Source organism: Pseudomonas sp. P7758, assembly GCF_013386485.1.
In the GTDB taxonomy this organism is placed as follows: Bacteria; Pseudomonadota; Gammaproteobacteria; order Pseudomonadales; family Pseudomonadaceae; genus Aquipseudomonas.
This window is the reverse complement of sequence record NZ_JACARS010000154.1, coordinates 1-25,951: the sequence shown is the minus strand read 5'-3', so window position 1 is coordinate 25,951 and position 25,951 is coordinate 1. Positions and strand designations below refer to the sequence as shown.

At 61.2% G+C, this 25,951-nt stretch carries 26 protein-coding genes; 17 read left to right on the top strand and 9 right to left on the bottom strand.

The annotated features are described in order from the left end of the window. The first annotated feature begins 57 nt into the window (after positions 1–57). The 6 genes from HX873_RS27550 (at position 58) to HX873_RS27525 (ending at position 7,045) form a co-directional block, all read left to right on the top strand. Entirely contained in the window at positions 58–984 is a 927-nt protein-coding gene (locus tag HX873_RS27550) for a carbohydrate ABC transporter permease (protein ID WP_003215314.1), read from the top strand. Between the two features lie 10 nt (positions 985–994). Further along, positions 995–1,825 carry a carbohydrate ABC transporter permease gene (locus HX873_RS27545; RefSeq protein ID WP_003215312.1) on the top strand — a complete coding sequence of 277 codons (831 nt, stop codon included), beginning with the start codon at positions 995–997 and terminating at the stop codon, positions 1,823–1,825. Positions 1,826–1,862: 37 nt separating this feature from the next. Next, positions 1,863–2,966 carry an ABC transporter ATP-binding protein gene (locus HX873_RS27540; protein ID WP_102606106.1) on the top strand — a complete coding sequence of 368 codons (1,104 nt, stop codon included), beginning with the start codon at positions 1,863–1,865 and terminating at the stop codon, positions 2,964–2,966. Between the two features lie 18 nt (positions 2,967–2,984). Beyond that, on the top strand, positions 2,985–4,466 hold the full coding sequence (locus HX873_RS27535; RefSeq protein ID WP_102606107.1) for a mannitol dehydrogenase family protein: 1,482 nt from the start codon (positions 2,985–2,987) through the stop codon (positions 4,464–4,466). A 146-nt stretch (positions 4,467–4,612) separates the two neighbouring features. Continuing rightward, the gene (gene xylB, locus HX873_RS27530) at positions 4,613–6,094 is read left to right on the top strand and encodes a xylulokinase (protein WP_177123498.1); all 1,482 of its coding nucleotides are present in this window, start codon (positions 4,613–4,615) and stop codon (positions 6,092–6,094) included. 12 nt (positions 6,095–6,106) lie between these two features. Then, positions 6,107–7,045: a carbohydrate kinase gene (locus HX873_RS27525; protein WP_177123497.1), complete on the top strand. Its 939-nt coding sequence runs from the start codon at positions 6,107–6,109 to the stop codon at positions 7,043–7,045. Positions 7,046–7,688: 643 nt separating this feature from the next. On the opposite strand, the gene aqpZ is transcribed toward HX873_RS27525, so the two are convergent. Both aqpZ and HX873_RS27515 read right to left on the bottom strand, forming a co-directional pair. After that, a complete protein-coding gene (aqpZ, locus tag HX873_RS27520; protein WP_008436121.1) occupies positions 7,689–8,381 on the bottom strand; it encodes an aquaporin Z in 693 nt (230 codons plus the stop codon). A gap of 112 nt (positions 8,382–8,493) precedes the next feature. Next, on the bottom strand, positions 8,494–9,735 hold the full coding sequence (locus tag HX873_RS27515; protein ID WP_008436119.1) for a hypothetical protein: 1,242 nt from the start codon (positions 9,733–9,735) through the stop codon (positions 8,494–8,496). 330 nt (positions 9,736–10,065) lie between these two features. Here HX873_RS27515 and HX873_RS27510 point away from each other — a divergent pair, with 330 nt between their 5' ends. Beyond that, positions 10,066–10,326: a DUF2790 domain-containing protein gene (locus tag HX873_RS27510; RefSeq protein ID WP_008436118.1), complete on the top strand. Its 261-nt coding sequence runs from the start codon at positions 10,066–10,068 to the stop codon at positions 10,324–10,326. 153 nt (positions 10,327–10,479) lie between these two features. Next, on the top strand, positions 10,480–10,878 hold the full coding sequence (locus tag HX873_RS27505; RefSeq protein ID WP_102369172.1) for a hypothetical protein: 399 nt from the start codon (positions 10,480–10,482) through the stop codon (positions 10,876–10,878). Between the two features lie 11 nt (positions 10,879–10,889). On the opposite strand, the gene HX873_RS27500 is transcribed toward HX873_RS27505, so the two are convergent. Beyond that, positions 10,890–11,165, bottom strand: coding sequence for a DUF1652 domain-containing protein (locus HX873_RS27500; protein WP_063029815.1), 276 nt, complete (start codon positions 11,163–11,165; stop codon positions 10,890–10,892). 512 nt (positions 11,166–11,677) lie between these two features. Next, positions 11,678–12,697 (bottom strand): threonine ammonia-lyase, biosynthetic, encoded by a 1,020-nt coding sequence (ilvA, locus tag HX873_RS27495; protein WP_102606112.1) that lies wholly within the window; start codon positions 12,695–12,697, stop codon positions 11,678–11,680. Between the two features lie 258 nt (positions 12,698–12,955). On the opposite strand from ilvA, the gene HX873_RS27490 reads away from it, so the two are divergent. Continuing rightward, positions 12,956–13,159, top strand: coding sequence for a ParD-like family protein (locus tag HX873_RS27490; protein ID WP_017475587.1), 204 nt, complete (start codon positions 12,956–12,958; stop codon positions 13,157–13,159). Then, complete coding sequence (map, locus tag HX873_RS27485) at positions 13,156–13,911, top strand: type I methionyl aminopeptidase (protein WP_177123496.1); 756 nt, start codon at positions 13,156–13,158, stop codon at positions 13,909–13,911. Before HX873_RS27490 ends, map begins: the two co-directional genes overlap by 4 nt. 135 nt (positions 13,912–14,046) lie before the next feature. On the opposite strand, the gene HX873_RS27480 is transcribed toward map, so the two are convergent. Together HX873_RS27480 and HX873_RS27475 are read right to left on the bottom strand one after the other, a co-directional pair. Beyond that, positions 14,047–14,988, bottom strand: a complete 942-nt coding sequence (locus HX873_RS27480; RefSeq protein WP_008430799.1) for a magnesium transporter CorA family protein — start codon at positions 14,986–14,988, stop codon at positions 14,047–14,049. 6 nt (positions 14,989–14,994) lie between these two features. Continuing rightward, positions 14,995–16,581, bottom strand: coding sequence for a RimK family protein (locus tag HX873_RS27475; RefSeq protein ID WP_003215278.1), 1,587 nt, complete (start codon positions 16,579–16,581; stop codon positions 14,995–14,997). A gap of 94 nt (positions 16,582–16,675) precedes the next feature. Between HX873_RS27475 and HX873_RS27470 the strand changes: the two genes are divergently transcribed. Continuing rightward, the gene (locus tag HX873_RS27470) at positions 16,676–17,776 is read left to right on the top strand and encodes a GNAT family N-acetyltransferase/peptidase C39 family protein (protein ID WP_177123495.1); all 1,101 of its coding nucleotides are present in this window, start codon (positions 16,676–16,678) and stop codon (positions 17,774–17,776) included. On the opposite strand, the gene sfnG is transcribed toward HX873_RS27470, so the two are convergent. Next, entirely contained in the window at positions 17,760–18,851 is a 1,092-nt protein-coding gene (gene sfnG, locus HX873_RS27465; RefSeq protein WP_087692696.1) for a dimethylsulfone monooxygenase SfnG, read from the bottom strand. The two genes, HX873_RS27470 and sfnG, sit on opposite strands and share 17 nt — an antisense overlap. A 263-nt stretch (positions 18,852–19,114) precedes the next feature. On the opposite strand from sfnG, the gene HX873_RS27460 reads away from it, so the two are divergent. Beyond that, complete coding sequence (locus tag HX873_RS27460) at positions 19,115–20,350, top strand: acyl-CoA dehydrogenase family protein (protein ID WP_177123494.1); 1,236 nt, start codon at positions 19,115–19,117, stop codon at positions 20,348–20,350. Here HX873_RS27460 and HX873_RS27455 read toward each other — a convergent pair. Next, a complete protein-coding gene (locus HX873_RS27455; RefSeq protein WP_008430805.1) occupies positions 20,347–21,132 on the bottom strand; it encodes a sulfite exporter TauE/SafE family protein in 786 nt (261 codons plus the stop codon). The two genes, HX873_RS27460 and HX873_RS27455, sit on opposite strands and share 4 nt — an antisense overlap. A gap of 82 nt (positions 21,133–21,214) precedes the next feature. After that, positions 21,215–21,994, bottom strand: coding sequence for a class I SAM-dependent methyltransferase (locus HX873_RS27450; protein ID WP_177022561.1), 780 nt, complete (start codon positions 21,992–21,994; stop codon positions 21,215–21,217). A 137-nt stretch (positions 21,995–22,131) separates the two neighbouring features. On the opposite strand from HX873_RS27450, the gene HX873_RS27445 reads away from it, so the two are divergent. The 5 genes from HX873_RS27445 (at position 22,132) to HX873_RS27425 (ending at position 25,941) form a co-directional block, all read left to right on the top strand. Next, positions 22,132–22,653, top strand: coding sequence for a DUF3455 domain-containing protein (locus HX873_RS27445; protein WP_102605855.1), 522 nt, complete (start codon positions 22,132–22,134; stop codon positions 22,651–22,653). 70 nt (positions 22,654–22,723) lie between these two features. Further along, entirely contained in the window at positions 22,724–23,251 is a 528-nt protein-coding gene (locus HX873_RS27440) for a sigma-70 family RNA polymerase sigma factor (protein WP_177123493.1), read from the top strand. After that, positions 23,248–23,931 carry an anti-sigma factor domain-containing protein gene (locus tag HX873_RS27435; protein WP_134326711.1) on the top strand — a complete coding sequence of 228 codons (684 nt, stop codon included), beginning with the start codon at positions 23,248–23,250 and terminating at the stop codon, positions 23,929–23,931. Before HX873_RS27440 ends, HX873_RS27435 begins: the two co-directional genes overlap by 4 nt. Before the next feature lie 114 nt (positions 23,932–24,045). Beyond that, positions 24,046–25,299 (top strand): chloride channel protein, encoded by a 1,254-nt coding sequence (locus HX873_RS27430; protein ID WP_087692701.1) that lies wholly within the window; start codon positions 24,046–24,048, stop codon positions 25,297–25,299. A gap of 87 nt (positions 25,300–25,386) precedes the next feature. Further along, positions 25,387–25,941: a UPF0149 family protein gene (locus HX873_RS27425; RefSeq protein WP_008430812.1), complete on the top strand. Its 555-nt coding sequence runs from the start codon at positions 25,387–25,389 to the stop codon at positions 25,939–25,941. Positions 25,942–25,951: the final 10 nt, after the last annotated feature.

Sequence of the window (25,951 nt, the reverse complement as noted above, 5' to 3'; positions counted from 1 at the left end):
GCAAGCTTCGCTCCTACAGGGGCTTTGCGTACCTGTCTCTAATCGGTCCTGATCACCATGAATACCACCACTGCCCAAGTGCAAACCGCTACGCCGGACAAGCCGCGTAAAAGCCGCCTGATCAACCCCGGCTGGTTCCTCGTCAGCCCCTCGGTGGCCTTGTTGCTGCTGTGGATGATCGTGCCGCTGGGCATGACCCTGTACTTCTCGCTGATTCGCTACAACCTGCTCTACCCCGGCGAAAACCAATTCGTGGGCCTGGAGAACTTCACCTACTTCATCACCGACTCGGGCTTCCTGCCCGGCGCCACCAACACCCTGTTGCTGGTGGGCAGCGTGTTGCTGATCAGCGTGGTGTTTGGCGTATTGATCAGCGCGCTGCTGGAAGCCAGCGAGTTCTTCGGTCGCGGCCTGGTGCGGGTGTTGCTGATTTCACCGTTCTTCATCATGCCCACCGTCGGTGCGCTGATCTGGAAGAACCTGATTTTCCATCCGGTGTCGGGGATCCTCGCCTACGTGTGGAAGCTGTTCGGCGCCCAGCCGGTGGACTGGCTGGCCCATTACCCGTTGCTGTCGATCATTATCATCGTGTCCTGGCAGTGGCTGCCCTTCGCGATCCTGCTGCTGATGACCGCCATGCAGTCCCTCGACCAGGAACAGAAGGAAGCCGCCCGCCTCGACGGTGCCGGCGCCATCGCGATCTTCTGGCACCTGACCCTGCCGCACCTGGCACGTCCGATTGCCGTGGTGGTGATGATCGAAACGATCTTCCTGCTCTCGGTGTTCGCCGAAATCTTCACCACCACCAACGGTGGCCCCGGCTACGCCTCGACCAACCTCGCCTACCTGATCTACAACCAGGCGCTGGTGCAGTTCGACGTGGGCATGGCCTCGGCCGGCGGCTTGATTGCCGTGGTCATCGCCAATATCGCGGCGATCATCCTGGTGCGGATGATCGGCAAAAACCTGACTGACAAGCCTTGAGGGCCGCGCCATGACGCTTCAACAATCCCGCCGCCTGCAAAGCGTGCTGCTCGGCACCCTGGCCTGGGCCATCGCGATCCTGATTTTCTTCCCGATCTTCTGGATGGTGCTGACCAGCTTCAAGACCGAAATCGACGCGTTCGCCACCCCGCCGCAGTTCATCTTCACGCCGACGCTGGAGAACTACCTGCACATCAACGAGCGCAGCAACTATTTCAGCTACGCCTGGAACTCGGTGCTGATTTCCTTCAGCGCCACCGCCCTGTGCCTGCTGATCTCGGTACCGGCCGCCTACTCCATGGCGTTCTACGAGACCAAGCGCACCAAGGGCACGCTGCTGTGGATGCTCTCCACCAAGATGCTGCCGCCGGTGGGCGTACTGATGCCGATCTACCTGCTGGCCAAGAGCTTCGGCCTGCTGGATACGCGCATTGCGCTGATCATCATCTACACCCTGATCAACCTGCCGATCGTGGTCTGGATGGTTTACACCTACTTCAAGGACATCCCCAAGGACATCCTCGAAGCCGCCCGCCTGGACGGCGCCACCCTGTGGCAGGAAATGGTCCGGGTGCTGCTGCCGATCGCCAAGGGCGGCCTGGCTTCCACGGTGCTGCTGTCGCTGATCCTGTGCTGGAACGAGGCGTTCTGGTCGCTGAACCTGACCTCGTCCAACGCCGCGCCGCTCACCGCGTTGATCGCCTCCTACTCCAGCCCCGAAGGCTTGTTCTGGGCCAAATTGTCTGCCGTGTCGACCCTGGCCTGTGCGCCGATCCTGATCTTTGGCTGGATCAGCCAGAAACAGCTGGTCCGCGGTTTGTCCTTCGGCGCCGTGAAGTAACGGCTCCTTCAAAAATATTTAGAAGCGGAGGCCCATCATGGCCAACCTGAAAATCAAGAATCTGCAAAAAGGCTTCGAAGGCTTCTCCATCATCAAGGGCATCGACCTTGAGGTGAACGACAAGGAATTCGTGGTGTTCGTCGGCCCGTCGGGCTGCGGTAAATCCACCCTGCTGCGCCTGATTGCCGGCCTGGAAGAAGTCACCGAAGGCACCATCGAACTGGATGGCCGCGACATCACCGAAGTCACCCCGGCCAAGCGCGACCTGGCGATGGTGTTCCAGACCTACGCCCTGTACCCGCACATGAGCGTGCGCAAGAACATGTCGTTTGCCCTGGACCTGGCCGGCGTCGACAAGAAGATTGTCGAGAGCAAGGTCAACGAAGCAGCACGTATCCTGGAGCTGGGCCCTTTGCTTGAGCGCAAGCCAAAGCAGTTGTCCGGCGGCCAGCGCCAGCGTGTCGCCATTGGCCGTGCGATTGTGCGTAACCCGAAGATCTTCCTGTTCGACGAACCGCTGTCCAACCTCGATGCCGCCCTGCGGGTGCAGATGCGCCTGGAGCTGTCGCGCCTGCATAAAGAGCTGCAAGCCACGATGATCTACGTGACCCACGACCAGGTCGAAGCCATGACCCTGGCCGACAAGGTTGTCGTACTCAACAGCGGCCGCGTGGAACAGGTGGGCTCGCCGCTGGAGCTGTATCACCAGCCGGCCAACCTGTTTGTCGCAGGCTTTTTGGGCACGCCGAAAATGGGTTTCCTCAAGGGCAAGGTCACTCGCGTTGACCCACAGAGCTGCGAAGTCGAACTGGACGCCGGCGGCCGCATCAGCCTGCCCCTGAGCAGCGCGAGCTTGAGCGTCGGCAGCGCCGTGACCCTGGGCATTCGCCCGGAGCACCTGGAAATCGCCGCGCCGGGGCAAGCCACCCTGACCGTCACCGCCGACGTCGGCGAGCGCCTCGGCAGCGACACCTTCTGCCACGTGATTACCGCCAGCAAGGAGCCGTTGACCCTGCGGATCCGTGGCGACATGGCCAGCCAGTATGGCGAGACCCTGCAGCTGTACCTGGACCCGACCCAATGCCATCTGTTCGACGCTGAGGGTGTTGCCGTGGCCCGCCCACTGCGCGCCGCCGCCTGATTTCGCGAGAATTTCCCGATGAAACTGAACAAGCAAAACCTCACGCAACTGGCGCCCGAAGTGCAACTGCCGGCCTATGCGATTGCCAATACCAGCCAGGGCATCGCGCACATCGGCGTTGGCGGGTTCCACCGCGCCCACCAGGCGTATTACACCGATGCCTTGATGAATACCGGCACAGGCCTGGACTGGAGCATTTGTGGTGTGGGCCTGCGCAGCGAGGACCGCAAGGCGCGGGACGACCTGGCCGGCCAGGACTACCTGTTCACCCTGTATGAACTGGGCGACACCGACGACACCGAAGTGCGCGTGATCGGCTCCATCAGCGACATGCTGCTGGCCGAAGACGGCGCCCAGGCGTTGATCGACAAGCTGGCCAGCCCGCAGATTCGCATCGTCTCGCTGACCATCACCGAAGGCGGCTACTGCATCGACGACAGCAACGGCGAGTTCATGGCCCACCTGCCGCAGATCCAGCATGACCTGGCCAACCCGGGCTCGCCGAAAACCGTGTTCGGGTTTATCTGCGCGGCGTTGACCCAGCGCCGGGCGGCCGGGGTGCCGGCGTTTACCGTGATGTCCTGCGATAACCTGCCCCACAACGGCGCCGTGACCCGCAAGGCGTTGCTGGCCTTCGCCGCGCTGCATGACGCCGACCTGCACGAGTGGATCAAGGCCAACGTGAGCTTTCCGAATGCGATGGTCGACCGCATCACGCCAATGACCAGCACCGCGCACCGCCTGCAATTGCATGACGATCACGGCATCGACGACGCCTGGCCGGTGGTCTGCGAGCCGTTTGTGCAGTGGGTGCTGGAAGACAAGTTCGTCAACGGCCGCCCCGCGTGGGAGACGGTGGGCGTGCAGTTCACCGATGACGTGACACCGTATGAAGAGATGAAGATCGGCCTGCTCAACGGCAGCCACCTGGCATTGACGTACCTGGGCTTCCTGAAGGGCTATCGCTTCGTCCACGAGACCATGAACGACCCGTTGTTCGTGGCCTACATGCGCGCCTACATGGACCTGGACGTCACGCCCAACCTGGCGCCGGTACCGGGTATCGACCTGACCGAATACAAGCAGACCCTGGTGGACCGCTTTTCCAACCAGGCGATTGCCGACCAGCTGGAGCGCGTGTGTTCCGATGGTTCGTCGAAGTTTCCCAAGTTCACCGTACCGACCATCAACCGCCTGATTGCCGATGGTCGCGAGACCGAGCGTGCTGCGCTGGTGGTGGCGGCCTGGGCGTTGTACTTGAAAGGCGTGGATGAGAATGGGGTGATCTACCGCATTCCAGACCCTCGCGCCGAGTTTTGCCAGGGGCTGGTGACGGAAGATGCGTTGATCAGCAAGCGGCTGCTGGGGGTGGAAGAGATTTTTGGTACGGCTATTCCCAACTCGCCCGAGTTTGTGGCAGCGTTTGAGCGGTGTTTCGAGAGCCTGCAGGATGTGGGTGTGAGCAAAACGCTGGAGCGGCTGCTCGCCAACCTCAACTGACGGAACCGAATCAAAAATGTGGGAGCGGGCTTGCTCGCGAAAGCGGTGGATCAGTCAATATTTGCATAACTGACACACCCTATTCGCGAGCAAGCCCGCTCCCACATTGACCGAGTTCTCCATAACAATATGCTGAGCGACCTACCATGACCCAGCAAAACCTCTACCTCGGCATCGACTGCGGCACCCAGGGCACCAAGGCCATCGTGCTGGACGCCAGCAGCGGCAAAGTCCTGGGCCTGGGCGCCGCCAGCCACACGCTGATCAGCGGTGCCAATGGCCGCCGCGAACAGCACACCCAGGAGTGGCTGGACGCGTTTACCGAAGCCACTCACCGCGCCTTGCAACAGGCCGGGGTGGACGGCCAGGACATCCTCGCCATCGGCGTTTCCGGCCAGCAACACGGCCTGGTGTTGCTGGATGACCAAGGCCAGGTGCTGCGCCCCGCCAAGCTGTGGTGCGACACCGAAACCGCGCCGGAAAATGATCGCCTGCTGCAACACCTGGGCGGTGAAAGCGGCTCCCTGGAACGCCTCGGCGTGGCCATCGCGCCGGGCTACACCGTGTCCAAGCTGCTGTGGACCCGCGAACAGCACCCGGAGGTGTTCGCACGCATCGCGCATATCCTGCTGCCCCACGACTACCTCAACTACTGGCTCACCGGCCGCGCCTGCGCCGAATACGGCGATGCCTCCGGCACCGGCTATTTCAACGTGCGCACCCGTGAATGGGACCTGGCACTGTTGCGCCACATCGATCCCGACGGGCGCCTGGAAGCTGCGCTGCCCGAATTGATCGAGGCCAACCAGCCAGTGGGCGCCATCCTGCCAGCCATCGCCGAGCGCCTGGGAATCAACCCGAACGCCCGGGTGTCCAGCGGCGGCGGCGACAACATGATGGGCGCCATCGGCACCGGCAATATCGCCCCCGGCGTGATCACCATGAGCCTGGGCTCATCCGGTACCGTGTACGCCTTTGCCGATCAGGCCAATGTCAGCCCGCAGGCGTCGGTGGCGACTTTCTGTTCATCCAGCGGCGGCTGGCTGCCGTTGATCTGCACCATGAACCTGACCAACGCCACCGGGGTCATCCGCGAGCTGTTCGACCTGGATCTGGCGGCGTTCAACGGGTTGGTGGCCCAGGCACCGATCGGCGCCGACGGCGTGAGCATGCTGCCGTTCCTCAATGGCGAGCGGGTGCCCGCCCTGCCCCACGCCACCGGCAGCCTGCACGGCCTGACGATGACCAATCTGACCCGCGCCAACCTGTGCCGCGCCGTGGTCGAAGGCACTACCTTCGGCTTGCGCTATGGCCTGGACCTGCTGCGCCAGACCGGCCTGCAAAGCCAGAGCATCCGCCTGATCGGTGGCGGCTCGAAAAGCCCGGTGTGGCGGCAGATGGTCGCGGATATCATGAACACCGAAGTGGTCTGCACCGAACAAAGCGAAGCCGCAGCCCTGGGCGCGGCAATCCAGGCCGCGTGGTGCCAGTCCGGTGAAAGCCTGGCGCAGTTGTGCCAGCGCTGCGTGAGCGTCGACGCAGCCAGCCGCACACTGCCGGATGCCGGCAGCGTCAGCGCCTACCAGCAGGCTTATGAGCGTTATCAACAGCACGTGGCATCCCTTTAAGAGCGAACGAATATGTATTTGGTATGTGGCGAAGCGCTGTTTGATTTTTTCAGCGAGGACGATGCCAGCGGCAAGGCATCCAGGGTCAATTACAAGGCGATTGCCGGCGGCTCGCCGTTCAACGTCGCGGTAGGCTTGCGTCGACTGGGAATCGACACGGGCTTTTTCGCCGGGATCTCCGACGACTACCTGGGCCGACGCCTGTTGCAGGTGCTCAAGGACGAAGGCGTGGGCGAGGATTACCTCGTGGAATTCTCAGCGCCCACCACCCTGGCAATGGTCGCAGTGGGCGCCAATGGCTCACCGCAATACAGCTTTCGCGGTGAAGGCTGCGCCGACCGCCAGTTGCAACTTGAGCATCTACCGGCGTTGGGCGACGAAGTGCGTGGCGTACACATCGGCTCGTTCTCACTGGTGGTGCAGCCGATTGCCGACACGTTGCTGGCCCTGGTACGCCGGGAAAGCGGCAAGCGCCTGATCAGCCTCGACCCCAACGTACGCCTGAACCCGGAGCCGAACATCGAGCTGTGGCGCGCCCGCGTGGCCGAGCTGGTCAAGCATGCCGACCTGATCAAGGTCAGTGACGAAGACCTGCACCTGCTCTACCCCGGCCAAACACCGGAAAGCGTCCTGCAGGGCTGGTTGCAGCACCGTTGCCAACTGGTGTTCCTGACCCGCGGCGGCGACGGCGCGACGGTGTTCAGCCGCCAGCACGGCAGCTGGTCGGCCCCGGCGGTCAAGGTGGTCATGGCGGACACGGTTGGGGCTGGCGATACCTTCCAGGCCGCGTTGATTGCCTGGCTCACCGAGCAGCAACTGGACTCGGTAGAGGGCCTGCAACGGCTGACCCGCGAGCAGATCAGCAGCATGCTCACCTTCGCCATCCGCGCTGCCGCACTCACCTGCAGCAAGACCGGGCCGGACCTGCCCTACCGCCAGCAATTGAACTAGCCCCGCCTGCCCCCGCGCGCTGCGGGGGCAACTCATTTACTCCTTTCTCCTTTCCTCCACAACCTGTCAACTTTGACAGTTGTCAGTCGTGGTTTTCGGGTCAAGACTCCGGTTACGCCTCGTGCGCAAGGAAGTGGCGCTGACGTCATTGTGTTGCCGGGAGATTTTATGAAAAACATCAAGATTGGCTTGTTCGTAGGGATAGTGTTGGCCACGTCGGTTGCTCGCGCAACGCCACTGGATACCACGACAGACCTGAAGTCTATTGCATGGGAATATGTGTCCATTGAGTCTGTAGCACCCTATGCCCCATTGAAAACTTTGAGCCCAGAAAAGAGCGCCACTCAACCCGGATTCCCTGCGGGTTTCTGTAACGGCACCTCTGCAAATGGAATCAGTTGCCGCACGGGAGCGAGAAAAGCTGTCGGACATACACGCATAGGGGTGAATTTGCACTATTGAAGTGGCCAGCATGAGCCGGATACTTGGTTTGCGCAGCACGGGATCGTGTTGGCCACGTTGGTTCCAGGCGCAACGCCCGTCGATACAAAGGCAATTCTGGAAGATGTGAGGAGACCCAGTTGGACAGCTATACGCTGGAGGGTTTCAGCGGTAATGCGCAGGTACGCATGAGCTGGTAGGCTCACGCTTCCCTAGCGCGGGTAACCGCCCGGGCAACGATGGCGCCCACCACCGCCCCCACTATCGGTGCCGCCCAGAATAGCCACAACTGCATCAGGTATTCCCCGCCGGCAAACAATGCTGGCCCGGTGCTGCGCGCCGGGTTGACCGAGGTGTTGGTGACGGGGATGGCCACCAGGTGAATCAGCGTCAGGGTCAGGCCAATGGCAATCGGCGCAAACCCGACAGCCGAACCCGGGCCGGTGACACGCATGATGATGAACACAAAAAAGAACGTCCCCACCGCCTCGACCACCAACGCGGCCAGCAGGCTGTAATGCCCGGGGCTCAATTGGCCATAGCCGTTGGCGGCGAAAGCGCCCACTTCAAACCCCGGACGACCACTGGCGATCAGCGCCAACACGGCGGCGGCGACAATCGCACCGGCGACTTGGGCAATGATGTACGGCACCACGTCAACGCCCGGCATCCGGCGCCCCACCCATAGGCCGATGGTCACCGCCGGGTTGAAGTGTGCACCAGAAATACTGCCCACCGCGTAGGCCATCGTCAGCACCGTCAAGCCAAAGGCCAGGGCGACACCGGCGAAGCCGATCCCGAGTTCCGGAAACGCCGCGGCCAGTATCGCGCTGCCGCACCCGCAGAAGGTCAACCAGAACGTCCCAAGAAACTCTGCTGCGATTTTCTTTTGCAAACCAACTCCACCCAATGCCAACGCCATCCGATTGATGGGCCTGGCGGCGACGGTAGCAAAAGCGATTAACTTGGCTGTATCAGACTTGTCCGGTAAACCGGTGAGCCTTTTTCTATGGCAGCGTTGCAACGACTGCATCGTCGGTGCCCGTGCTGTCTTCAGCACCGCCTGCCACATAAGTGCCGTTTGGGGATATCGCCGTCAGACCGCTTTCCTGACCGCCGCCGAACTGTGGAATGGCCACGGTTCCCGTCGCAGAAGTCCAGGTGGCGGCCTGGTGATGCTCGCCGGCATTTTCGCTGGTCAGTGCCACGACGTCGTTATCACTCAAATCCACGAAGCCTATATGTGTGCCGCCTGCCAACGGCGGAATCAACTGAGTGCTGCCCGACGAAGGCGTCCAGAAGGCCAACAGATGATGGCCATTGCTGTCCTGGTACGACACAACGGCATGCCCGTTATTGTTCAACCGCAAACCGGTGATTCGAGATGCCCCCGATACACCGCTGATGCTGCTCAACTGAACCGGCGTGGCGCTTGGATTGGGCCAGTAGACGGCTTGGGGCACATCCGGCGCCGAGAAGTGGCAAGTGCCCAGCAACTGCACTGCATTGTTTACGCTGCTTACGCTGCAGCCCGTGCTACCGGCAGGTGTGGTCAAGGGCGTCGTGACCAAGGTGCCCAGTAGCCCGGTTTTCTGCACGACTTTGGCGACGGTGTTGCCAGACGCAGGATTCGGGCAGTCGAGCGCAACGGTGGGCACACCGTTTATAGGCGTGTTGTTGATGTCGGCGGGAAAGCAGTTGTCGTGCAGGGCGGACACTTGAAGCGGGGCTGTACTCCCGGAAAACCACAACACTGCCGTTGCGTCACCGGTACCGCTTAAGCTCGCCCCGGCCAATACATCGCTCTGGTTGAAGGCACTAATGACAGTGCGCGCCTCAGGCAGTAATCCAGTGCCCAATACCGAGACGGCTTGCAACGCCACCGGCGCAGCGCCCGGCGTAGCGCTGTTCCAGATGACGGCGGTGGCTCGATTGTCTGCCATTTTGCATGAGCCCGCTATTTGTCCGTTATTGTCTATAGCCACGGCGGTGCAGCCTTGGCCACTCACCAATGGCGGTAGCGGAACTTCAGTGCCTGCCGTGGACGCGACCCACGCCACGGATGGCCCCGAAGTAGTGCCCGGGGTACAGGTACCCACCACAACGCCCGAGTTGTTGACCGCCAAGGAAACACATTGCTTCCCGGCAGCCGTGCCTTCACCGACGAATGTTGCTGCGCTGACAGCGCCTGTATAGGCAGTTGCACCCGCCATCGCGAGAACCAGCGTGCGGTTGATCAAATTGTTCATGGCTATTCTTTCCTTGGAGGCCAGTTTGATGGCCGGCGGGTGAGACGTTTCAAGCGCCGGGGCAACCTAGTTATGGCACAGTTCCCAGGACAGACAACTGTCAGAGTTGACAGGTTGTGAGGTGATAAAAAAAGGCGTAATAGATGCTTCCCTCACGCAGCCCACGCCCCCATGAAGATGAAGCTTTTGTCAGTAAAGCCTCACTTAATCGATGGTTAATCCCCCGGGAAGACAGTTGATTCGACCGCACTCGCACGGCTCCAACCGTTGCCCAGGGCGGCCGCGGCTCATCACGTTGTTGAGCCTGCGAACGACTTGCGGAGAAACACCATGAAACTGCGTACGTTAATGCTCGGTGCTGCACTGGCCCTGACGGCTGTAACGGGGATGGCGCAGGCTGACACCGCACCCGTCGTCACGCCTTATCACTACGGCGAGAAGATGGATGTGCAGAAGGTGCTTGCCATGCATGAAACCGATACCAATGAATGCAAGGTGATCAAGGCCGATATCAAGTTCGTGGACAGTCAAGGGAAAGTCCAGGACGTGGGCTATCGCAAACTGTCGGAAGCCTGTGATTTCCAGAATTGAACCGATCGGCTTTTTTGTAGGAGCGAGCTTGCTCGCGAAAGACTCCAGCGAAACGCGGGCATCCTGAATGTACGCGGGCCTTGCGTTCTTCGCGAGCAAGCTCGCTCCTACAGGGGTATCCTTGAGCGCTCGTTACGGCTGAAAGGATTCGCCATGCAAGTGCACTTCCGTCCCCTCGCTACCTTCACTGCCCTGCTGTGCTTTGCCCTCGCGCTGATCTGGGGTTTGCGCCCGGACCTGCTCCTGTGGGTGTGGAGTGTTGAATACTCCAGTGCCACCGGCCTGGTCGCCCGACGCAACGCCGCGCTGTTCCTGGCCATTGGCATCATGTTTTACCGCGCCCGCCATTCCCCACCTGATGCGACACGGCATGCCATGACCTCCGGCTTTGCGATCGGCTGTTTTGTGCTGGCGATGTTGGGGATCAGCGAATGGATCAGCGGCCATGCGGGCCCGGGGATTTTGCTGGCGGTGATCACGGAAACGGCGTTGGGCCTGGCGTTTCTCCAGGCCCGCAAGTCTTCACTGATTGAAGCTCAACCGTCCGTTTAATAGACGTCCGTTTAATAGAAAGGACGCGCACCGGCTCGTTTGAGGGCCGGGGCATGGGTGTGGGTGTGCTTGAGGTCTTCACGCAACTCGGTAATCAAATTGCAGATCGCCCGACTGCTGTCGAGCTTGTTCGCGCAAATGCCGGTGACCACCAAGTCGACCCGGTCATGGTCGATCTCGTGATAAACCTTCACCGTCAGCGAGGCGTCTGGCGCCTTGGTGACTTCACAGCGCTTAGGCAGAAAACTTCCTTCAATAATGCCGCGTAATTCCAGATCCGAAAGCATGGCCGACCTCTCCTTTTATGAGATTGCCAATCGATTGTTATCAATATTCTTTATTCGTACGGCTGGCGAACGCGGTGACACGCTCGCCGTTTGCGCCTGACCAGCCCTGGCAGACGGCTTTGCTTACCCAGCGTACTAGGCTCGCTCGAAATGCGTTGGATCCTTTCCTCATAAGCGACGACATTACTTATATAAGTTACGTGGCAGACCGCCATCAACCCTCCCGTTTGAGGTATGAACCGTCGTGCTTGTAGCTCATTCAGAGTTGTAACAGGATCTTATAAAGCATTAAACGTGCCGCCATACGCACTGCCCTGCGCCCCAGACAAATCGGGGCTTTCGGACAAAATTACGTGCCGTCGATTCATGCGTCTTGCAATGAGCCTCCCTTGGCATCATGCAAATTGAAAGACCGCTCGCTATAAGTGCCCGCAACAAACTTTTTGACGCCTTCATAACCACTATCCAAACGGATGAATGTAACTAAATTAAACAGTCTTTAGGTTAAACGTTTAACCTGTCTGAGCAGCCACTCGTTCAGCAACATGCCGCAAACTATCGAAGTTGATATTGGCCCCGGAGTTGATCGCCACCCATGTTTGCCCCTGGAGGCCAGTCTTCCCGACATACTTGCGGATACCGGCGACAGCCAGGGCACCTGAAGGCTCAGTGATCGAGCGCGTATCGTCGTAGATCAGCTTGATGGCACTGCACAGTTCGTCATTGCTGACGGTGATCACTTCATCCACATGGTGCCGGCAGATTTCAAAACCATAGGCGCCGATCTGGGCCACGGCCGTGCCATCGGCAAAGCTGTCGACACTCGGCAACACCACCCGGCTCCCAGCGCGCAAGGCTGCCAGCAGGCAACTGGAGCCTTCGGGCTCGACGCCGATGATGCGCACTTCGGGCCGCAGGTATTTCACGTAGGCCGCGATACCGGCGATCAACCCGCCGCCGCCCACCGGGACGAAGATCGCGTCCAACGGGCCCTGCTGCTGACGCAGCACTTCCATCCCCACTGTGCCCTGCCCGGCAATCACGTCCGGGTCGTCGAACGGCGAAACAAACGTACTGCCGGTGGCCTCGGCCAATTGCAACGCATGGGCCAAGGCGAACGGAAAGCTGGCCCCATGCAACACCGCCTCGCCGCCTCGGGAGCGTACGCCCAACACTTTCAGCTCCGGGGTGCTGCACGGCATGACAATCGTCGCCTTGATCCCCAACTCCCGCGCCGCCAATGCCACGCCCTGGGCATGGTTGCCCGCCGACGCGGTGATGACGCCCCGGGCCTTTTGCTCGGCGCTGAGTTGCACCAACTTGTTGTAGGCGCCACGGATCTTGAAGGAAAAGGTCGGTTGCAAGTCTTCGCGCTTGAGCAGGATCTGATTACCCAGCAGCGCCGAAAGCGCCGGCGCCGCCTGCAATGGCGTGCGCACCGCCAGGTCGTAGACCGGGGCGGCCAGGATCTTCTTCACGTAGTGCTCAAGCAATCCCGAATCTTGGGGCTGGCTCGCCGGGCGGGTACTCATGGATGTCTCCTGGGTGTTTACAAGGCCCTGGAGACGGAAAAACAAAACCCGCCTCTAGGGCGGGTTTGGGTGCAGCCGTGTGCTATCCCGCCAAATGAGGAATGGCGGTAATAATGCTTGGCTGGCAACGAAAGGTTTGAAATGTCATGAATCAAAATTAACCGGCGCCATCCGGCAAGTCAATGGCGAAACGCCAGGCTTTACGCGAAGCATACGAAACGTATACGCTTTGTATATCAACCCTGCACAGTGAAGCTTATGGGCATCGTCAAGATCACCGACCAATTGCACGAACAACTCCGTCTGGCCAGCGCCACCATGGACCGTTCCATCAACGCCCAGGCCGAGTTCTGGATCAAGATCGGCCTGCTCGCCGAGCTCAATCCGCACCTAGCCTATAACGACCTGATCAACAAGCTGTTGCTGGACAAACCCGACCTGATCCGGGGGCGCGCGCAATGATCAAGACGGCGGAACAACTCGCGGTGATGCGCGAATCCGGTCGCCTGTTGGCCCAGGTGTTTACCATGCTTGACGGCTTTGTCGCCGCCGGCCAGTCGACCCTGGAGATCGACAGCGCCGTCGAAGCCTTCATCCGCAATGACCTGCAATCGCGACCGGCGAGCCTGGGCCAGTACGACTACCCCTTCTGCATCAATACCTCGATCAACGAGGTGGTGTGCCATGGCATGCCCAGCGCCAAGGCCGTGCTCAAGGACGGCGACATCGTCAACATCGACATCACCCTGGAGAAAGGCGGCTATATCGCCGACTCCAGCAAGATGTACATGATCGGCAATGTCTCGCCCAAGGCCCGGCGCCTGGTGGAAATGACCTTTGAAGCGATGTGGGCCGGCATCCGCCAGGTCAAGCCCGGCGCACGCCTGGGGGATATCGGCTACGCCATCCAGAACCATGCCCAGAGCAACGGCTACAGCGTGGTGCGTGAATATTGCGGGCATGGCATTGGCCGCGAGATGCACGAGGACCCGCAGGTCCTGCACTTCGGCCGCCCCGGCACCGGGCTCGAACTGCGTGAAGGCATGGTGTTTACCATTGAGCCGATGCTCAACCAGGGCAGCGCCAAGGTGCGCAGCTTGAAGGATGGCTGGACGGTGGTGACGCGGGACAACAGCTTGTCGGCGCAGTGGGAACATACCGTTGCGGTGACGCGGGATGGGTTTGAGGTGCTGACGTTGCAGCCGGACGTCTGAATGGCGCACATCCCCTGTGGGAGCGGGCTTGCTCGCGAAAGCGGTGTGACAGTCGCCATCTACAGTGACTGATCCACCGCTTTCGCGAGCAAGCCCGCTCCCACATTTAGACCTCAGTGATATTCAGGATTTTAGTCATACTGCCTTGTCACCACTCCCCGCAATCCGCTTCAACCCCAGCACCATCAACCCCGCCCCGAGTCCCATCGCGGCCATGAACAATGGGTACGAAATCCACCACGGCGTACCCGCCGTCATCATACTGAACTCCGACATCCCGCCCACGCTGGCGATCAGGTTCAACGGCAGGAACACCACGTTGATCAGCGTCAGCTTGCGCAGCAGGTTGTTCATGCTGTTGTTCATCAGGTTGCCCCGGGCGTCGATCAGCCCGGAGAACACGTTGGAGTAAATCTCCGCCTGCTTGTAGCACTGGTTGTTCTCGATAATCAGGTCATCGATCAGGCCCAGTGTTTCAGCGCTGAAATGTTCCTTTTCCCCATGGTTGCGCAGGCGCGTCAGCACCGCGCCGTTGCTGTGCAGGGCGTTGATGTAATAGATCAGGCTTTCGCTGAGGTTGAACATCTGCATCAGGTGGCGATTGCTCATCGATGCATTGAACTGCTGCTGCAGTTCCCGGGCGACCATCTTGATCACCTTGAGGTGGCCCAGGTAGTGATGGATGTTGTTGAGCAGCAAGTCCAGCAACACATCCAGCGGCGTGCGCAATGGCCGGCGCGCCCCCAGCCCGGAAAGCTGGCTGTCGTCGGTGGCGATCACCAGGAGTTGGTCCCCGGAAAACAACAGGCCGCAGGACGACACTTCAAACACCAGGTTGCCGCCGCCGGAATAGTTCTCCGGGCGCTTCCAGATCAGGAACAGGTTATCGGGGTGGAACTCGATGCGCGACACTTCGTCCGGGTCCAGCGCCGAAGCCAGGGCGTGTTCATCGAGCTTGTAGCAGTCGCGCAGGTACTTGCGCTCGTGGGGGTCAGGATTGCTGAACAGCAAGACATCCCCGCCGTCCCCCAGGCTGTTGTACAACTTGCCATCGGTTAATTCAAAGCGCTGGATCATCGCGCGTCACCACACCTGGCCTTGACGCTTCAACTCCAGGCGTCGCACGAACTCTTCCAGTACCAGGGAATACAAGTCGTCTTGCAGGTAGGCATCTTCGATGCCGGCGTCCATGTTGGGGTTGTCGTTGACCTCGATCACCACCACCTTGTCGCCGGACTGCTTGAGGTCTACGCCGTACAGGCCGTCGCCGATCAGGTTGGCGGTTTTTACCGCCAGTTCCACCACCGCCTTGGGGGCTTCGTGAACCGCCAGGGTGCGGCACTCGCCGTTGATGTCCTGGCCGATGGCCTTGTGGTTGTAGATCTGCCAATGCCCCTTGGACATGAAGTACTGGCAGGCAAAGATCGGTTTGCGGTTGAGGACGCCGATGCGCCAGTCGTACTCGGTGTAGAAAAATTCCTGGGCCAGCAGCAACACGGAATGCTCGAACAGTTCGGCGGTGGCGGTCAGCAGCGCTTGCTGGCTTTCGACCTTGATCACGCCGCGGGAGAAACACCCGTCGGGGATCTTCAGCACCAGCGGGAAGCCGAGGCGCTCACCCACCCGTTCGAAATCTTCGGGTCGCTCCTTGTAGAGAATTTCGGTGGCGGGCATGCCCAGTTGATGGCTTTTCAGCAGGTCCGTGAGGTAGACCTTGTTGGTACAGCGCAGGATCGAGGCCGGGTCGTCCATCACCACCAGCCCTTCGCTTTCGGCCTTTTTCGCGAAGCGGTAGGTGTGGTTGTCGACGCTGGTGGTCTCGCGGATCAGCAGGGCGTCGTATTCGGCCAGGCGGGCGTAGTCCTTGCGTTCGATCAGTTCCACGTCGATGCCGAGCCCCTTGCCGACCCGGACGAAATTTTCCAGGGCGCGGGCGTTGGACGGCGGCAGTTGTTCCTGCGGGTCGTGCAGGATCGCCAGGTCATAGCGGGCCAGACGGCGGGAGCGCGGTTGACGCCAGATCTTGCGGCTGAAGTTGTCCAGGGCATTCGCGAATTGGTCTTCCTGGTCATCACGCAACTTGTGCAATACGCCAGACTTGATGCCTTCGATGTGCCAGCCGTTATTCTTGCGAAACTCAACTAACAGGATCGGGCAGGGAAACGCTTCAAACAATTGGCGGGCCAGATCCTGCAAGGGTTCAATATTGGTCCGGCCAAAGTAAAGTGTCAGGGTAAAGCCTTCGGTGTTGCTGTAGAGATGATGACTCAAGGCTTTATCGAGGGTTTTATCCAGGTCATCCAGGGCCAGGCCGTACAGGGACTTTTTCGTCAGTTCGCTGATGGTGCGCACCGACGGAATCACCTTGTGCCCCCGCGCCTCGGCCAGCAGCGAGCAGTAATAGCCGTGCCCCAGGTACTTGTAGCTGCGGCACAGGTTGATCACCTGCACGCGCTTGCCCGTCTCGTTTTCCCGGGTTTGCTCAAGGTATTCCTGGGCGGTGACGATGTCTTCGCTGGGGAAGTACGAGGCCCAGTCTTCCTTGCGCTCGACAATGATTACTACTTGACTTGCACTCTTGGGAGGGCTGGAAAAATAACCGTTGGAAGTTATTGTCGCCGCCACTGTTTGCTCGGATACTTCACGCCAATGACCTTGTACCGCTGACATATTGATTGATCCGCTTTAGAGAACTAGACCTTTTCTATTAAGCACGATCTTTTAGAGAAGTCCCGTTTCGTTACGCAACTTTTACGGCGGTCATATGGCTCTTTCCTTTCGCGTTGCAACACCCGATGACGTGCCTGCATTGGTGGCATTGGAACAGCACTGTTTCACCACGGACCGGCTCTCCACCCGCAGCTTCCAGTGGATGGTCAGTCGCGCCCACGGGCAACTGCTGGTGGCAGAAAAACACGGCGAATTGCTGGGCTACGCCCTGGTGTTGTTCCACCGTGGCACCTCGCTGGCGCGCCTGTACTCCATCGCCATCGCCGAGTTTTCCCGGGGCCTGGGCCTGGGCAAACAACTGCTGACGCGCATCGAAGCCTGTGCGGTGGAGCATGACTGCGCCTACCTGCGCCTGGAAGTGCGTACCGACAACCCCGGCGCCATCGCCCTGTATGAGCGCAACGGCTACCGGCGCTTTGCCCTGGTCAACGACTACTACGAAGACCACGCCCCGGCCCTGCGCCTGGAGAAACGCATCCTCCAGCACCAGGACGCGCGCGCCTTGAGCGTGCCCTATTACCAGCAAACCACCGACTTCACCTGCGGCGCCGCCAGCCTGCTGATGGCCATGGGTGCCCTGGAACCTGCGCGGGTGGCCCAGCGCCGGGAAGAACTGCAGATCTGGCGCGAGGCAACCACCGTGTTCATGACCGCCGGCCATGGCGGCTGCAGCCCCCAGGGTTTGGCGCTGGCCGCCTGGCGCCGGGGCTTTCGCGTGCGCATGCAGGTCAATGTCAGCGGGCCGTTGTTTCTCGACGGGGTGCGTGATCAGCATAAAAAAGACGTCATGCGTTTGGTGCATGACGCCTTCGAGGAAGAGTTGGCCTTGAGCGACGTTGAGCAAGTGCTCGGCGGCCCGCTGGATTTACCCCAGGTGCTGCGCGAAGGCGGCCAGCCGCTGGTGTTGATCAGCAGCTACCGCCTGACCCGCTCCAAGTCGCCCCACTGGGTAATCGTCACCGACTGCGACGAAGACTTCGTGTACCTGCACGACCCGGACGTGGATCACAGCCAGCACCGCCAGCCCATGGACTGCCAGCATCTGCCGGTCAGCCATGGGGAGTTCGAGCGAATGTGCCGGTTCGGCAATAACAAATTGCGGGCAGCGGTGGTGGTGTTCAGGCGACTTGCTTGATCCCGGCCTTGGCTTCCAGTTCGCGCACCAGCGGTAATACACGCTTGCCGAAGTATTCCACTTCTTCCTGAAAGTGCAGGAAGCCGGCCAGTACCAGGTCCACGCCGACCGCCTTCAAGGCGACGATGCGCTCGGCAATCTGCTGCGGGGTGCCGATCAGGTTGGTCTTGAAGCCGTCGTTGTATTGCACCAGATCCTCGAAGGTCGACTTGGCCCAGTTGCCCTCACCTTCCGGTGACGCCTTGCCCGCCTGTTTCGCCGCATCGCCAAACGCGTTGACGGCTTCCGGGTCGGCCTGTTCGATGATTTGCGCGAGCACGGCGCGGGCTTCTTCCTCGGTGTCGCGGGCGATCACAAACGCATTCACACCGACTTTCACCGAATGGTTATTGGCCGCCGCCTTGGCGCGAATGTCATCGACCTGGGCCTTGATGCCTTCCGGGGTATTGCCGTTGGTGAAGTACCAGTCCGATACCCGTGCCGCCATGTCCCGCGCGGCCCTCGAACTGCCACCCTGGAAGATTTCCGGGTGGGGCTCGCCCAGGGGCTTGGGCTTGAGGCTGTAGTTGTCGAAGCGGTAGAAATCACCCCGGAAGGTGAAGTTGTCCTGGGTCCAGATGCCTTTCAGGGCGCGAATGAATTCCTCGGAACGGCGATAACGCTCGTCGTGCTCCAGCCAGTGTTCGCCGATGGCCTGGAATTCACCCTTGAACCAGCCGCTGACGATATTGACGGCAACGCGGCCGTTGGTGAGTTGGTCGATGGTTGCCAGTTGCTTGGCCGCCAGCGCAGGTTGCCAGGGGCCCGGCAGGATTGCCGCGATCACCTTGAGCTTGGTGGTGGCCGCCAGCAACGCGTGGCTGAACGCGACCGACTCATGCTGGTATTCGGCGCCATAACCGGCGGTGAAACGAATCTGTGTCAGGGCGTATTCAAAGCCGGCTTCTTCAGCCAACTGCGCCAGCTTGCGGTTGTAGTCGATGCCCCAGTGGGTGCGCTGTTCGATCTTGCTGACCACCAGCCCTCCGCTGACGTTGGGCACCCAGTAGGCAAATTTGACGGCTTGCTGACTCATTGGACTGTACCTCGCGGATTGGCATGTACGAGGTGTGGAGCAGCAACTGTGCCAGTGGGCGTGAGAGGCCCGCACTACCGGCCTTCGAGCGCGGAAACAGGCGAAAAGCAGCCTGCTCCGAGCTGTCATGGATTGCAGCGGTTTGTCGTTTTGCTGTTGCAGGAACAACAGTTGAATCGGCACCCGTCCCGTAAATACGTGCCTTCGCGCCCGGCATGGACCGTGCAATAGCTCACCTATCTCACTGCCCAGGAACCGTCCCCATGACCGAACATCACGTGATCAATCCACTGTCCACCGGCGTCGATTATCACGCCCTGGCCGAACGCTTCCGGCCGATTTTCCAGCGCATCGCCGAGGGTGCCGTAGAGCGCGAACAAACCCGCGCCCTGCCCTACGAGCCGATCCAATGGCTCAAGCAAGCCGGCTTTGGCGCCGTGCGCGTCCCGGTGGAATACGGCGGTGGCGGCGCCTCCCTGCCCCAGCTATTCGAACTGCTGATCGAACTGGCCGAAGCCGACTCCAACGTGCCCCAGGCCCTGCGCGGGCACTTCGCGTTTGCCGAAGACCGCCTGAATGCCGCACCCGGCGCGGCGCGAGACCTCTGGTTCAAACGCTTTGTCGACGGTGACATCGTGGGCTGCGCCTGGACCGAAATCGGCAGCGTGGCCATCGGCGATGTCGTCACTAAAGTCAGCCCCGACGGCGACAAATGGAAACTCAACGGTGAAAAGTTCTACAGCACCGGCAGCCTGTTTTCCGACTGGATCGACGTCTACGCCCAACGCAGCGACACCGGCGGCGATGTGATTACCGCCACCCGCACCCGCCAGCCCGGCGTGGTGCAAAGCGATGACTGGGACGGCTTTGGCCAACGCACCACCGGCAGCGGCACCTCGCGTTTTACCGATGCGGTGGTGGAGGCGGAAAACGTCATCGACTTTGCCACGCGTTTCAAATACCAGACCGCGTTCTATCAGTTGGTGCTGCTCGCCACCCTCGCCGGCATCGGCCGCGCAGCCCTCAAGGATGTGGCGCATCAGGTCCGCAGCCGCAAACGAATCTACAGCCATGGCAATGCCGCCCATGTGAGCCAGGACTCGCAGATTCAGCAGGTGGTGGGTGAAGTTGCAGCGCTGGTGTATGCGGCCGAAGCCAGCGCATTGAAAGCCGCAGTTCCAGCGCAGCGGGCTTATGTGGCGCGGTTCGGTGGGGACGATGCCGTGGAGCGCGAAGCCAATGTGACCGCCGAAATCGAATCAGCCACGGCGCAGGTGGTGGTCTCGGAACTGATCCAGCGCGCCACCACTGAACTGTTCAACGCACTGGGGGCTTCGGATGTGCGCCAGGGCAAAGCCCTCGACCGGCACTGGCGCAACGCCCGCACCGTGTCGTCCCACAACCCGGTGATCTACAAGGCGCGGATTGTCGGCGACTGGGTGATCAACCGCACCGAGCCGCCGTTTGTGTGGCAGATCGGCAATGGGCCGGCGCGTTAAAACGCCAGCTTGAAGCCGATCATCACCAGCATGAACGCCAGGCAAGGACGCAATATCCCGTCCGGGACCTTGCCGGCCATGTGGCTGCCGACATAAATCCCCGGCAGCGAGCCCAGCAACAGGAAGCCCAGCAGGGTCCAGTCCATGTTGCCCATGCTGGCGTGGCCGAGGCCGGCGACCAGGGTCAGCGGCACGGCGTGGGCGATTTCGGTACCCACCAGGCGCTTGGTGGCCAGGAACGGGTACAGGATAAACAGCGCCACCGTGCCCAGGGCACCGGCGCCGATGGAGGTCAGGGCCACCATGGTACCGAGGACAGCGCCGGTGATGATGGTCAGCGCATTGAGGTTGCGCGGCGCCATCTTGTAGTCGTCGCCGGCATGCCGCTGGGCAAAGGCCAACAGCTTGTTCTTGAACAGGATCGCCGTGGCCGTCAGCAGCAAGACCACGCCCAGGGACTGCTTGATCACCGCGTTCAAGGCGGCGGGGTCGGTGTCCAGGCTCTTGAGAAACCACAAGGTCAGCAACACGGCGGGCACGCTGCCCAGGGTCAGCCAGCCGGTGATGGTCCAGTCGATGTTGCGATTCTTGCTGTGAACCAGCACCCCGCCGGACTTGGTGATGGCGGCGTACAACAGGTCGGTGCCCACGGCGGTGGCCGGGTTGATGCCGAACCAGAGCAGGATCGGCGTCATCAACGAGCCCCCGCCTACACCGGTCATTCCCACGATAAATCCAACAATCAGGCCAGCAATCGAGAAACCAAAATTACCTACATCCATTACCACTACCTGCGGCCTTATAAAATTCTGGCCGCAGCATAGCGATTTTTCTTATAACTACTTATATCAAAACGATCTGACTTTATGCCTTTCCGGTCAGCCGCTGGCTGCGATAAGCCTGGGTCTGGTACGGAAACGCAACCGTCTCACGGCCGCGCAAGGCCGGATGCGTGTTGATCAGCGACTGCAACTGCTCAGTCACCTGCGCCTTTTCTGCCGGTGGCAATGCGGCGATAAAGCTCACGGAAAGGAAGCGGTCCATGATCACTTCCTGGGGGCTGCCGACATGGCTGTAGGGGAAGCAGGTCATTTCGGGGGCGGAAAAATACTCGCCGGTAAAGGCCTCGCGCCAACGTCCGGTATGAAAGCGCGGTGTGTCGCCCTCGTAGGGCGTGATGATTTCGGTGATGGCCGCGACCCAGTCCACCGACTCATCCCGCACATTCCAGATCAACCCAAGGCGACCGTCCGGCTTGAGCACCCGGTGAATTTCCGCCAGGGCCGCTTCCGTGGAAAACCAATGGAACGCCTGGGCACACACCAGGGCATCAGCGGTGGCCGCCTCCAGGGGGATGGCTTCAGCGGTGCCCGACAGCAGGCGCACCTGGGGCAGCAGTTTGTGCAACTGCGCGCCCATTGCCTCCACCGGCTCCACTGCGATCAACGTCGGCGCCACGGTGCTGAGCAAGCGGGTGAACTTGCCGGTGCCGGCGCCCAGGTCGATGACCGTGGAGTGGGGATTGATCTGCAGGGCGTCGGTGAGCCAACCCGTGAGTTGCCGTGGATAGTCTGGCCGGCCTTGGGCGTACGTGACGGCCTGAGTAGAGAAACCCTGTTGAGCAGACTTGTGAACACCGGTCATCGTCAATCTCTCCTCTGGTAGTGCGGGGGCCCACAGTGTGCGCCCTTGAAGATTTATTTTCTAATCGCTGCATCCGTTTGCGCGTGCCGTGGGTAGTACAGGTAGCAGCGCCTTGCTGCCCTTATGGAGAGACACCGATGAACGCCAAAGCCCTGTTCTGCGTGACCTGCCTGTTCGCCGCTGCACCGACTGCCTTTGCCCAGACCGGTTTACCCGACAGCATCAAGGTGCCGGACGGCCACAAGGTGACCATGGAAACCACCGGAGTCGGCGAAATCACCTACGAATGCCGGGACAAGGCCAATGCTGCCGGCCAGACCGAATGGTTTTTCGTCGGTCCCAAGGCGGTGCTCAATGACCGCAGCGGCCAGCAGGTCGGTAGCTACTTCGGCCCGCCGGCCACCTGGCAGGCCAAGGATGGTTCGAAAGTCACCGGCACCCAGTTGGCCGTGGCGCCGTCCAGCCCTGGCAACCTGCCTTATCAACTGGTCAAGGCCAACCCCGCCGAAGGCAAGGGCGCGATGAGTGGCGTCGCGTATATCCAGCGGGTGGCCCTCAAGGGCGGCGTGGCGCCAGGCACGGAATGCACGGTGGCCAACAAGGGCAAGCAGGAAGTGGTCAAGTACCAGGCCGACTACATCTTCTGGGCGGCCAACTGACCAGATTCGTCTACGCTGCTGCGAAAGCGCCCCGGGCTCACCGCCGGGGCCTCCACCTGGAAACCTGTCTTTGCCTGAAGCCGATTTTGACTATCAAGCCTGCCTGCTGGCCTGCGCCCGTGGCGAACAACCGGCCTTGCGCCGGCTGTATCAACAGGAAAGCAGCCGGCTGCTGGGGGTCGCGTTGCGCATCGTGCGTGACAAGGCGGTGGCCGAAGATATCGTGCATGACGCCTTCATCAAGGTCTGGAACGGCGCGGCCAGTTTTGACCCGCACAGAGGCTCGGCCCGCGGCTGGGTATACAGCGTGACCCGGCACCTGGCGCTAAATGCCGTGCGCAGCAATGGACGCGAAGTGCCCCTCAGCGAAGAGCATGAAAGCGCAGCGCCCACCAACACCTTCGACTATCAGGCGCACTCGGGACGAATCTACAGCTGCCTCGAACAACTCGACCCGGCCCGCCGCAACTGCATCCTGCATGCGTATGTAGACGGTTATTCCCACAGCGAAATCGCGCACAAACTCGGCACCCCGCTGGGTACCGTGAAAGCGTGGATCAAACGCAGCCTCGCGGCATTGCGTGAGTGCATGGCATGAACAGCATCGACGAACTGGCCAGCGAATATGTGCTGGGCACCTTGCCCACCGAGCAACGCACCGAGGTGGAACAGCGCCTGGCCACCGATACCGACATGCGTGCGGCAGTAGACGCCTGGGAACAGCGCCTGCTGCCACTGACTGAACAGGCCGCCCCGGCAACGCCTTCGGTGTATTTATGGCGACGCATCGAGCGCAGCCTGGGGCATTCAGCCACCCGGGACTCGCCGGTCTCATGGTGGAACAGGCTGGCGTTGTGGCGCGGACTGGCCGGCGCCGGCATCGCGGCGAGCCTGGTATTGGCGACACTGCTGTTGACCCGTACGGCCGCCATCAACCCGACCGCTTATGTGGTGGTGCTGGTAGCCCCGCAAAACCAGGCGCCGGGCTGGGTAATCCAGGCGAGCAATACCCAGGAAATCCAGCTGATTCCCCTGGGCATCATGGAAGTACCGGCAGACAAGACGCTGCAGTTCTGGACCAAGGGCGAAGACTGGCAAGGCCCGGTGTCGCTGGGCTTGGTCAAGCCTGGGCAGACCTTGTCTGTGCCCCTGGACAAACTCCCGCCACTGGCGCCGAACCAGCTGTTTGAACTGACCCTGGAAAATCCCGGCGGGTCGAAAACCGGCAAGCCGACAGGTCCGATTCAGGCAATTGGCCGGGCCGTTAAAGTAATCTGAACGTAATGCAATGTTGTGGAAGGCCAGTTCGCGCATGTGCATTACATCTCGGGGCTATGGCGTCACCATTGCGCTATAGAATCGGGCTCGAAAACCCGGTTCCCTGGACCCTTCATGCCCTCAAAAACCCGTTCGCTGCTGATTCTCGCACTCGTCGTCATCTTCACCGGCATCGGCGCCGGCCTGGGCGGCATGCTCCTCGCCTTGCTGCTGCACGGCATCCAGCATCTGGCCTACGGCTACAGCCTCGACAGCCTGATCAGCCATGAAACCTTTTTGCTCGGCGTCACCGCCGCCGCGCCCGAACGCCGGGTGCTGGTGCTGATCACCTGTGGCCTGGTGGCCGGTGTGGGTTGGTGGTTGATCTACCGCTATGGCCGGCCACTGGTGAGCATCAAGCAAGCGGTCTCCGCCCAGGCACCGATCATGCCGCCCAAGACCACCCTCGCCCACGCCGTGCTGCAAATCATCACTGTGGCCCTCGGCTCGCCATTGGGCCGTGAAGTGGCGCCACGGGAAGTCGGCGCGCTGGCCGCCACCTGGTTGTCACAACGGGCGCGACTGGCGCCGGACATGCACCGGCTGATCGTCGCCTGCGGTGCAGGCGCCGGGCTGGCGGCGGTGTACAACGTGCCGTTGGGCGGCGCGGTGTTTGTGCTCGAAGTGTTGGTGGGTGTGTTCAGTTGGCCGGCGGCAGTGATTGCGTTAGCCACCTCGGCCATCGGTGCATCGGTGGCCTGGATTGGCTTGGGCGCAGAGGCGCAATACGTGGTGCCGCACTTTGTGCTCAGCCCTGGCTTGATCGCCTGGGCGCTGGCCTGCGGGCCGGTGTTTGGCCTGGCCGCCTACGGATTCAACCGGCTGACCGGCGCGGCCCGCAGCAACGCCGCCCGTGGCTGGCGGTTGCCGGTACTGTCGTTGATCAACTTCACGATCATCGGGGGCCTGGCGATTTTCCTGCCGCAGATCCTCGGCAACGGCAAGGGCCCGGCGCAACTGGGCTTTGACAATGAGCTGACCATCGGCCTTGCCGCGGTGCTGCTGGTGGTCAAGGTACTGATCACGGCGAGCAGCCTGCGCGCCGGTGCCGAAGGCGGTTTGCTGACCCCGGCGCTGGCCAACGGCGCCCTGCTCGCCATCATCCTCGGCGGCGCCTGGAGCCTGCTGTGGCCCGGCGTGCCGCTGGGGGCGTTCGCGATCATCGGTGCGGCGGCGTTCCTGGCATCGAGCATGAGCATGCCGTTGACGGCAATCGTGCTGGTGGCGGAATTCACCCGCATCGACCATGACTTCCTGGTGCCGATCATTCTCGCGGTGGCAGGTTCGATGTGCATGAGCAAGCTGTGCGTCCTGTGGGAAAAGCGTTGAAGAAGCTGGATTAAAACCCCGACACGCGCCATCCTCCGCGCTTTAAGCCGCCCCATCAGCGGCGTTCCACGCACAAAGGATATGCCCATGCACGACCAACCCCTCGCCCCCGCCGATTTCGAGTTCATCGACGACACCCTGCTCAAGTACGGCGACGACCATTCGGTGCTGAACCTGGCCGAGCTCGACGGTTACTTCACCGCCCTGGTTTCAAGCCCCGCGCAGGTGGAGGTTGCCGAATGGTTCCCCGGTATCTTTGGTGGGCAGAACCCGGATTGGGAAAGCCCGGAAGAAGCTGGCCAGTTCCTTGAACTGTGCGTGCGCCATATGAACGCCATTGCCACGCAACTGGCGACCGACGCCCAGGGTTTCAAGGCACGTTTCGAGGAAACCGAGCATCAGGACCAGCCACTGACCCTGGCGGAAGAATGGTGCTTTGGTTATATCCGTGGCGCCGCTATCGGCAACTGGCCAGAGCTGCCTGCCGAACAGGCCGGGCAACTGGAAAAGATTTCCTGGTGCGCCGAGCAGGACAACTTTGAACTGCCGGCAGATCTGGATGTAAATGCCCATCAGCAACGGGTAGCCGCTATCGAACCGGCCGCCCGTGCGTTGCACGACTACTGGTTGGCCCAGCGCTGAACGCAACACC

Excerpts from the sequence above, each read along its gene's own strand:
- HX873_RS27545 (WP_003215312.1), top strand. The coding sequence starts at position 995 with ATGACGCTTCAACAATCCCGCCGCCTGCAAAGCGTGCTGCTCGGCACC.
- HX873_RS27480 (WP_008430799.1), bottom strand. The coding sequence starts at position 14,988 with ATGATCCAGCGCTTTGAATTAACCGATGGCAAGTTGTACAACAGCCTG.
- HX873_RS27475 (WP_003215278.1), bottom strand. The coding sequence starts at position 16,581 with ATGTCAGCGGTACAAGGTCATTGGCGTGAAGTATCCGAGCAAACAGTG.
- HX873_RS27490 (WP_017475587.1), top strand. The coding sequence starts at position 12,956 with ATGGGCATCGTCAAGATCACCGACCAATTGCACGAACAACTCCGTCTG.
- HX873_RS27550 (WP_003215314.1), top strand. The coding sequence starts at position 58 with ATGAATACCACCACTGCCCAAGTGCAAACCGCTACGCCGGACAAGCCG.
- xylB (WP_177123498.1), top strand. The coding sequence starts at position 4,613 with ATGACCCAGCAAAACCTCTACCTCGGCATCGACTGCGGCACCCAGGGC.
- HX873_RS27510 (WP_008436118.1), top strand. The coding sequence starts at position 10,066 with ATGAAACTGCGTACGTTAATGCTCGGTGCTGCACTGGCCCTGACGGCT.
- HX873_RS27460 (WP_177123494.1), top strand. The coding sequence starts at position 19,115 with ATGACCGAACATCACGTGATCAATCCACTGTCCACCGGCGTCGATTAT.
- HX873_RS27500 (WP_063029815.1), bottom strand. The coding sequence starts at position 11,165 with ATGCTTTCGGATCTGGAATTACGCGGCATTATTGAAGGAAGTTTTCTG.
- HX873_RS27430 (WP_087692701.1), top strand. The coding sequence starts at position 24,046 with ATGCCCTCAAAAACCCGTTCGCTGCTGATTCTCGCACTCGTCGTCATC.
- sfnG (WP_087692696.1), bottom strand. The coding sequence starts at position 18,851 with ATGAGTCAGCAAGCCGTCAAATTTGCCTACTGGGTGCCCAACGTCAGC.
- HX873_RS27505 (WP_102369172.1), top strand. The coding sequence starts at position 10,480 with ATGCAAGTGCACTTCCGTCCCCTCGCTACCTTCACTGCCCTGCTGTGC.
- HX873_RS27445 (WP_102605855.1), top strand. The coding sequence starts at position 22,132 with ATGAACGCCAAAGCCCTGTTCTGCGTGACCTGCCTGTTCGCCGCTGCA.
- HX873_RS27455 (WP_008430805.1), bottom strand. The coding sequence starts at position 21,132 with ATGGATGTAGGTAATTTTGGTTTCTCGATTGCTGGCCTGATTGTTGGA.
- HX873_RS27435 (WP_134326711.1), top strand. The coding sequence starts at position 23,248 with ATGAACAGCATCGACGAACTGGCCAGCGAATATGTGCTGGGCACCTTG.
- HX873_RS27515 (WP_008436119.1), bottom strand. The coding sequence starts at position 9,735 with ATGAACAATTTGATCAACCGCACGCTGGTTCTCGCGATGGCGGGTGCA.
- HX873_RS27540 (WP_102606106.1), top strand. The coding sequence starts at position 1,863 with ATGGCCAACCTGAAAATCAAGAATCTGCAAAAAGGCTTCGAAGGCTTC.
- ilvA (WP_102606112.1), bottom strand. The coding sequence starts at position 12,697 with ATGAGTACCCGCCCGGCGAGCCAGCCCCAAGATTCGGGATTGCTTGAG.
- HX873_RS27425 (WP_008430812.1), top strand. The coding sequence starts at position 25,387 with ATGCACGACCAACCCCTCGCCCCCGCCGATTTCGAGTTCATCGACGAC.
- map (WP_177123496.1), top strand. The coding sequence starts at position 13,156 with ATGATCAAGACGGCGGAACAACTCGCGGTGATGCGCGAATCCGGTCGC.
- HX873_RS27535 (WP_102606107.1), top strand. The coding sequence starts at position 2,985 with ATGAAACTGAACAAGCAAAACCTCACGCAACTGGCGCCCGAAGTGCAA.
- HX873_RS27470 (WP_177123495.1), top strand. The coding sequence starts at position 16,676 with ATGGCTCTTTCCTTTCGCGTTGCAACACCCGATGACGTGCCTGCATTG.
- HX873_RS27450 (WP_177022561.1), bottom strand. The coding sequence starts at position 21,994 with ATGACCGGTGTTCACAAGTCTGCTCAACAGGGTTTCTCTACTCAGGCC.
- HX873_RS27525 (WP_177123497.1), top strand. The coding sequence starts at position 6,107 with ATGTATTTGGTATGTGGCGAAGCGCTGTTTGATTTTTTCAGCGAGGAC.